This is a genomic window from Skermanella stibiiresistens SB22 (assembly GCF_000576635.1).
Taxonomy (GTDB): Bacteria; Pseudomonadota; Alphaproteobacteria; order Azospirillales; family Azospirillaceae; genus Skermanella; species Skermanella stibiiresistens.
The window spans coordinates 1-316 of the sequence record NZ_AVFL01000149.1 but is presented as its reverse complement, the minus strand read 5'-3'; the positions used below and the strand labels follow the sequence as shown (position 1 = coordinate 316).

At 68.7% G+C, this 316-nt stretch carries 1 protein-coding gene; it reads left to right on the top strand.

Features of this window, described 5'->3' with window-relative positions:
- The coding region (locus tag N825_RS35855) for an agmatine deiminase family protein (RefSeq protein WP_037462582.1) at window positions 1–316 on the top strand (316 nt) is incomplete at both ends.

The window sequence follows — 316 nt, the reverse complement described above, 5'->3', positions numbered from 1 at the left end:
CGGCCGAGCTCGACGACATCTGGATGCGCGACATCGGCGCCAACTTCCTGGTGAACGGGCAGGGCGGCCTGACCGCGATGGACTTCAACTTCAACGGCTGGGGCGGCAAGCAGCGGCACGCTTCCGACGCCTTGCTAGCCGAACGGGTGGCCAAGGTGGCTGGCGCGCGCCACGTGCGCAGCGAGCTGGTGGGCGAGGGCGGCGGCATCGAGGTGGACGGCCGCGGCACCGGCATCATGACCGAAAGCTGCTGGGTCAACGACAACCGCAATCCGGGCTGGAGCCGCGCCGAGGTCGAGGAGGAACTCAAGTTCTG